8 protein-coding genes are annotated in these 7,170 nt (G+C 36.4%); 3 read left to right on the forward strand and 5 right to left on the reverse strand.

The features are described from left to right. Positions 1 to 7: 7 nt before the first annotated feature. Entirely contained in the window at positions 8 to 2,581 is a 2,574-nt protein-coding gene (locus DF281_RS08310; protein WP_240605531.1) for a PBP1A family penicillin-binding protein, read from the forward strand. Between the two features lie 282 nt (positions 2,582 to 2,863). Beyond that, positions 2,864 to 3,025, forward strand: a complete 162-nt coding sequence (locus DF281_RS14740) for a hypothetical protein (RefSeq protein ID WP_166636111.1) — start codon at positions 2,864 to 2,866, stop codon at positions 3,023 to 3,025. A gap of 47 nt (positions 3,026 to 3,072) precedes the next feature. Here DF281_RS14740 and DF281_RS08315 read toward each other — a convergent pair whose 3' ends face one another. The 4 genes from DF281_RS08315 to DF281_RS08330 form a co-directional block, all read right to left on the reverse strand. Continuing rightward, a complete protein-coding gene (locus tag DF281_RS08315; RefSeq protein ID WP_109349790.1) occupies positions 3,073 to 3,417 on the reverse strand; it encodes a YpoC family protein in 345 nt (114 codons plus the stop codon). Then, the gene (gene nth / locus DF281_RS08320; RefSeq protein ID WP_109349791.1) at positions 3,414 to 4,073 is read right to left on the reverse strand and encodes an endonuclease III; all 660 of its coding nucleotides are present in this window, start codon (positions 4,071 to 4,073) and stop codon (positions 3,414 to 3,416) included. Before nth ends, DF281_RS08315 begins: the two co-directional genes overlap by 4 nt. Next, positions 4,073 to 4,795, reverse strand: a complete 723-nt coding sequence (locus DF281_RS08325) for a DnaD domain-containing protein (RefSeq protein ID WP_232025803.1) — start codon at positions 4,793 to 4,795, stop codon at positions 4,073 to 4,075. The genes nth and DF281_RS08325 overlap by 1 nt, the downstream gene beginning before the upstream one ends. Positions 4,796 to 4,970: 175 nt before the next feature. Beyond that, on the reverse strand, positions 4,971 to 5,705 hold the full coding sequence (locus DF281_RS08330) for a glucose 1-dehydrogenase (protein ID WP_109349792.1): 735 nt from the start codon (positions 5,703 to 5,705) through the stop codon (positions 4,971 to 4,973). Between the two features lie 238 nt (positions 5,706 to 5,943). Between DF281_RS08330 and DF281_RS08335 the strand changes: the two genes are divergently transcribed. Further along, complete coding sequence (locus tag DF281_RS08335; protein WP_109349793.1) at positions 5,944 to 6,525, forward strand: TetR/AcrR family transcriptional regulator; 582 nt, start codon at positions 5,944 to 5,946, stop codon at positions 6,523 to 6,525. Between the two features lie 62 nt (positions 6,526 to 6,587). Here the strand turns inward: DF281_RS08335 and aac(6') are convergent, their stop codons facing one another. Next, on the reverse strand, positions 6,588 to 7,043 hold the full coding sequence (aac(6'), locus tag DF281_RS08340; RefSeq protein WP_256595784.1) for an aminoglycoside 6'-N-acetyltransferase: 456 nt from the start codon (positions 7,041 to 7,043) through the stop codon (positions 6,588 to 6,590). Positions 7,044 to 7,170: the final 127 nt, after the last annotated feature.

Below are 7,170 nucleotides of genomic sequence, written 5' to 3' on the forward strand. Positions count from 1 at the left end.
AATTTTAGTGGATAAACGATATAATTCTCGAGAAGAACGAAAACGTATGGAAAACGAACAAAGAAAAGGTGGCAAAAGAAAGCCATCTTCTAAAGGTAAAAAAGATAAACCGAAGAAATCTTGGTTGAAAAAAATATTTCTTACAATCGTAACGTTAGGTTTAATCGGGATTTTATTAGGTGGTGGCGTATTCGCTTATTACGCAGTTACAGCACCTAAGTTAGATGAAGAAACTTTGAAAGACCCAGTATCTTCTAAATTCTATGACATTAACGGCAAAGAATTTTACACGATGGGTACGGAAGAACGAGAGCATGTCGAATTTGAGGATATCCCTCAAGAAATGATCAATGCGATTCTTTCAACGGAAGATTCACGTTTTTACAAGCACCATGGTATTGATTTCTATCGTTTAGGTGGCGCAGTAGTTGCCAACTTACGAGATGGATTCGGCGCTCAAGGTGCAAGTACATTAACACAGCAAGTAATTAAAAACTCATTCTTAAATAACGGGAAAACTTTAAAACGTAAAGCACAGGAAGCTTATCTTTCTGTTCAACTTGAGCGTGAATATTCAAAAGATGAAATTTTTGAAATGTATTTCAATAAAGTATTAATGAGTGGTAGAACTTACGGATTTGGTACAGCTGCGAAGAAATTCTACGGGAAAGATTTAGATCAACTAACTTTACCTCAAATGGCTTTATTAGCAGGTATGCCACAATCTCCAAACAACTACAACCCATTCACAAATCCAGATTTAGCTGAAAAACGTCGTAATACAGTATTAAAATTAATGTATAACAATAAGAAAATCAGCAAAGAGGAAATGGACAAAGCGATGAAAGTGAGTGCTAAAACAGGCCTACTTCCAAAAGATAAACGCATTAGTCAAAGCAGCTCAAAATACGATGCTTTCGTAGATGTTGTATTAAAAGAACTTGCGGAGAATAATGATGAAAAAGCATTAGAAGAAGGTGTAAGTGTTTATACAACACTTGATCCTGAAGCACAAAAAGTTGTTGAAAAAACAATTAATAATGATGCGAACTTCCCTACGAAGAAAATCCAAACGGGTATTTCAGTAGTGAATACGCAAAATGGTGAGATTTCTGCAATTGGTGGTGCGCGTGATTACGGCCCAGAGCGTGGCTTCAACTATGCTCAAGCATTAAAAACACGACAACCCGGTTCTACAATGAAACCAATTATGGACTTTGGCCCAGCAATTGAATATTTAAAATGGAATACAGCACATACACTTGTTGATGAACCAATGACTTATAGTGGTACTTCTCAACAAATTAATAACTTCGACCACCAATTTAAAGGAAGCATTACGATGCGTGAAGCACTTTACAACTCTCGTAATATCCCTTCAATCAAAGCGTTCAAAGAAGTTGGCGTTCCGAAAGTGAAAGAATTCATCAAAGGATTTGGCTTAGAGCCGAAAGAACTTTATGAATCTGACGCAATCGGTGGTGGTTCAGTCAACTTATCTCCGATTGATATGGCAGGTATTTATGCTTCATTCGGAAATAACGGGATTTATATTAAACCACACTCAATTAAGAAAATTGTATACCGCGATGGTAATACAGTAAAAACTTATACACCTGAACCTAAAGCAGCAATGAGTGACTATACCGCTTACATGGTGACAGATATGTTAAGAGATGTTGTCGGTTCGAAACCTGGTGCTTCTGGTTCTCTAGCCAATGTTTATGGCTTAGATGTCGCTGGTAAAACTGGTACGACAAACTATACAGGCGAGCAACTTCGAGAATATGGCCTTCCTGATGGAGCAGTTCCAGATTCTTGGTTCGCAGGCTACACTTCTCGCTACTCAATGTCTGTATGGACAGGTTATTCGAGTCGTAAGGATGGGATTTCATCTCCAGCTGAACGACAACTAGCGCAAAATCTATTCCGAATTATTATGTCGCAAATTTCTCAAGGGAAAAACACACCTGCTTTCAAACAACCAAATTCAGTCATCCGCTCTGGCTCTGAATTGTATGTACGTGGTACGCAAGTAGCTGCTCCTCCTGAAGAAAAACCAGACAAAGAGGAAGAAGAAAAATTAGATGCGCCAACTGGTTTAAGTGCAACTTATAATGAAGGTAGTAACTCGGTATCACTTTCTTGGAATGGTACTTCTGGAGCGAGCTATCGTGTCGCAGTAAACGGTAAGACGATTACAACAACAGATAGCACTTCCGCAAGTTACAGCGTCCCAGCAGGCAGTACTTCACTGACCTTTACAGTAATAGCGACGAAAGATGGTAAAACGAGTTCTGCTGCTTCAGCAACCGTTCGAATTTCAGAGGAAACAACTGAACCGGAAAAACCTGAAACGGAAGAACCGGATCAGCCAGAAACTGAAAAACCGACGACTCCTGAAGAAAAACCTGAAACTGAAAAACCTACAACACCAAATGGTAATGGCAATGGTAACGGTACAACGACAAAACCAAATGAGCCTGACAAACCTGAAACAGATGAACCTGAAACGGATGAACCTGTCGATACGCAAGGTACAAAACCACCTGTTTCAAACAAACCTGAATCAGATCAATAAAAAAAAGCAGCACTCAAGTTAGACTTGGGTGCTGCTTTTTTTTGCCTCTATTATATATGTTTGGTCTTACAATCCTTTACTCTGAAAGCGTATGATTAATGAATACAAACTTAGTTTTTTAGAACATATTCTGACTTAAAAGAAACGCTTATAGATGTAAACAAACTCTAGTTCAAAACGACTCATTTTATATAAATCCACGCGAATAGTTTTACAAAAAAAGTTTTAATTGTATAATTATTACATACAACTTAGTATAATCTTTTCAAGAGGAGTGTTTTTTTGAATAAATTATTAGGCATAATCGGTATTATTCTAATTATTGTTGCCATTATTTTAAATCGTACACACGCTGTTGATTCTGGAATTACATTCATTTTAGGCATCATTGCAGGTACTCTTGTCGGCAAATTATTTGAAGGCAAAAAGGAACCCGCGAAATAAAGTTTAATAGAAAAAGCTTCCGCATATTAAAAATGCAGAAGCTTTTTTTATTTCTTCAATCGTAGTCTCGCACAACGTTTTTTCGTCTCAATGAACAGCTCATCTAATTGACGATAACAAGCATATTGGCCTGGTCTTCTTTTGATGAAGGCTAAACGTTCTAACGCATTGATTGGTAATACTTCATATTCTTCATGAACATCGATTTCAGCGACTTCACTCACATCGCATATGAATTGCTCATACAGTTGAATGCCCTCTTCCATATGAGTGCCAGCGGTCTTATCTCGCAAATCATGCGCTTCATGAATAACAGGTACTAGGTCAGACCAGTTTGCGAACCATTGATCCACCGCTTCTTTTTCGATTTTACTTTTAATTACTTCAATCATCTTGTGACAAGCCCCTTTTTCATACGCTTTTGTCCTTCTCGACATAAATCAAATAATGGACATTCATTACAGCCAGGTTTTTGAGCTTTACAATGATAGCGACCGAAGAAAATTAATTGATGATGGGTTTTAGACCATTTTTCGATTGGTGTTTTCTTCATGACCGTTTCTTCAACTTGAAGTACATTATCTTTCCAACGACATAGGCCTAACCGCTTCGTAACTCGCTCAACATGTGTATCAACTGCCATTGCAGGAACACCAAAAGCCACTGATAGCACTACATTCGCTGTTTTGCGCCCGACTCCTGGCAACGTTACTAGATCTTCACGATTCGCAGGAACTTCTCCTCCATAAACATCTAGTAGACGTTGGCTAAGTTTTTGAATGTTCTTTGCTTTTCCTCTGAAAAGCCCGATCGAACGAATATCATTTTCCAATTCCTCTAGTGGAACGGCTAAATAATCTTCTGGTGTTTTATATTTTTGGAATAGGTTTTTCGTTACTTTGTTCACTAATACATCCGTACATTGTGCAGATAATAATGTAGCGATTGTTAATTCAAAAGGATTGTCATGTACTAACTCACAATGAGCATCCGGAAACATTCGATCCATTTCATCTAAACACAATAGCCATTGCTTAATCGTTAGCATTATTCTCTCTCCTCTAACCAATTGTAAAACGGCGCTTTCTTCACTGGTGCGTCTTCTACTTTTTCATGATTTACTGATTTCATATTATGTTCGCGGAATTTTTTAGACTGCTCAACTGCTTCTTTTGAAGTTGTAATATTTTTCTTCTTCCATTCGAATAATATGCGATCAATGTATTTTAAATTCATTTTTTCATTTAGAACTGCTTCTTTTAAAGCTTGTTTAATCAATTTAATATCGTGGCGATCTTCATCAATCCACATCGTAATTGTCTCAATTTCAATTGGCGATAATAAACGGCCAAACTCTTGTTCAAACATTTGAAAAAGTTTACCTTCTTCAAGTTGTTCATTTCTTTCTTCTTTTTGAATGGAACTGTTTTGCTCACAATCCGACAATTTAATCCACAGTGGCATTAAGTTGATTTTTTCATAGAGTACTTGGTTTTGGTTAACCTCTTGTTCAATATGAATTAATCCTTTACGTAAAAGTCCTTGTAGGCAATACATAATCTGATGTTCGGGGATTTCCATACGTGCTGCTAATTCTGTGTGCGGCGGGAAATCAATGCCTTTCGAAATATATGATTGCAATTGTAATAGTAGAATCATTTCTTCATCTGTAATTTTGAGTTTCTTATAATATTTAAAAAATAATTGAGGAACGGAAACTTGCCCACTTGAAATCCAAGATTGGAGCCTCATTTCTTCATTTTTATTCATCTCTATGACTCCTCCTCTGAAAATGCTTCAACAATGATTATAACATTTTATTGGGTGCAAAAGTGCAAAGAATGACTTGAAAAAATGCGCAAAAAAAACACGCCCAATAGCTTTCATACGAAAGACTTTCGAGCGTGTAATTGATTGATTGTGTAACTTGCATTACAACGATCAATTATTGAGCTGACATACCGCCATCAACGATGAATTCAGAACCAGTTGAGTAGCTAGCTTCTTCTGATGCTAGGTAAACTACTAAGTTAGAAACTTCTTCTGATTCAGCAACGCGACCAAGTGGAATATGTTTAGCAAATGCTTCAACAGCAGCTTTTGTATCTTCTTGAACAACCATTGGAGTAGCGATTACACCTGGGTGTACAGAGTTTACGCGGATGTTTTTGCTTGATAATTCAAGAGCAGCAGCTTTAGTAATACCACGAACTGCGAATTTAGTATCAGTGTAACCAACTGCACCACCAACAAGACCGTTAAGAGATGAGATGTTTACGATTGAACCTTTACCAGCTTTTTCCATTGAAGCTGTAACAGTTTTAATACCTAAGAATACAGATACTTGGTTGATTTCTACGATACGACGGTAGTCTTCAACTGAAGTATCAGCGATTTTTTTAGCCATAGTAATACCAGCGTTGTTTACTAATACGTTTACTGGACCGAATGCTTCTTCAGCTTTCGCTACTACGTTTTTCCAATCTTCTTCGTTTGCAACGTTTTGTTTAACGAAAATTGCGTTTTCGCCAAGTTCTGCAGCAAATGCATTACCTTTTTCTTCATTTAAATCTGTAAGAACGACTTTAGCGCCCTCTGCGATGAATTTTTTTGCGTGTGAAGCTCCCATACCTTGAGCTGAACCTGTGATAATTGCTACTTTACCTTCTAAACGAGCCATTATAAAACTCCTCCTTAAATTAACTAGAAATAAACTACACTTGTAAATTAACAAACTTTATAATGCTTTGTCAATGAAAAAGCTTAAATATTTTAGAATTAAACTATTTAATCCTTAAGTTCATTGTATCACAAAGTCACATAATATCTATATGTCCTATTTATTTCATCTGTAAACTTTTCATTTTTCATTTTTACTGTCATAATGTAGGAATATTGCAAAGAAAGGGGTTGAGTACTTGTCTTTATCAAAAGATCGACGTATTATTCGAACACAATCAAGCTTAAAAGAAGCTTTAATTCAGTTGTTAATGGAAGAAGCAGATTTCAAAAAACTGTCCATTAAAACCGTCGCAGCAAAAGCAAATGTCAATCGTGTCACATTTTATTCCCACTATAACGACTTAGATGGATTATTAAATGCGATTTTCGATGATTACTTAGACAGTTTATTAAAACATTTCCGAGACAGTTATCAATCCCTCGGAAAATTTTCTTCAACAGACGAAAGATTACATCTACCTATTTTTGAATTTATTTATGCAAACCAATTCGTCTTCACATTAATCATCAAGGGTGAATTAATTCCAGGTTCGCAAAATCGTTTTTGTGAAAACCTCGTGAAATTAACGCATCGTGAAATAAAACTAAATGATGAACTTCCAATTGAAGTACCTGCTTTAAGCTATTTCTCTACTTATGGAAGTTTAGGTTTTTTCATCTACTGGATGGAAAATAATTTCGACCAAAAACCAAAAGTCATGGCTAAAAAACTGACGTATCTCCATAGTAAGTTATTCGAAGAAGCTGAAGTTTTTTAATCATACACATCATAAAAAGGTGAAGGAAATTGAGAATTCCTTCACCTTTTTTATCTAAATCTTTATATTTTTTTCTTGAAACAAATGATTCGGTTTGCTTCAATAAACCCCATTGCAGCATGAAATTTAGCACTTGCTTCATTTTCCAATTCACAATCACTCGCAAATTCGCTGCACCCTTTTTGAGTAGCCCATTGCTCGCAATATTGGACTAAATCACGCGCAATTCCACGTTTTCTATATTGCTCTAAGACGAAAACACCTTCTAAATAACCTACCGGAGATGTCTCTGTCCCTTCCACATAATCCACTCTCAATTGACATTGAGCAAAGCCAATCGCTTGCTCTTTTTCTTTAAAAATAAAAACTGCGCATTGCTCGGATGCAATTAGTTGTTCAAATTCTTCCTTTAATTCACTCGCTTCATGCCCTTCCCATAAAAGCATAGCGAGCGACGTTACATTTTCTACATCTTCAATAGTAGCTAATTTAACATCGTTTCGGTATTCATCCCCCAGCTTCTATAAGTGGGGGATGAATACCGTTCAGTTTGAGGGTTACCGTTGGTAACTCGAAAACTGATATAAAGGTCTTATCGCCTTTTTCTTTTAGCTTAGATAAGAACATATGTTTCTTTTTTAGTTA

This window comes from Kurthia zopfii, from assembly GCF_003143955.1.
Classification (GTDB): Bacteria; Bacillota; Bacilli; order Bacillales_A; family Planococcaceae; genus Kurthia; species Kurthia zopfii.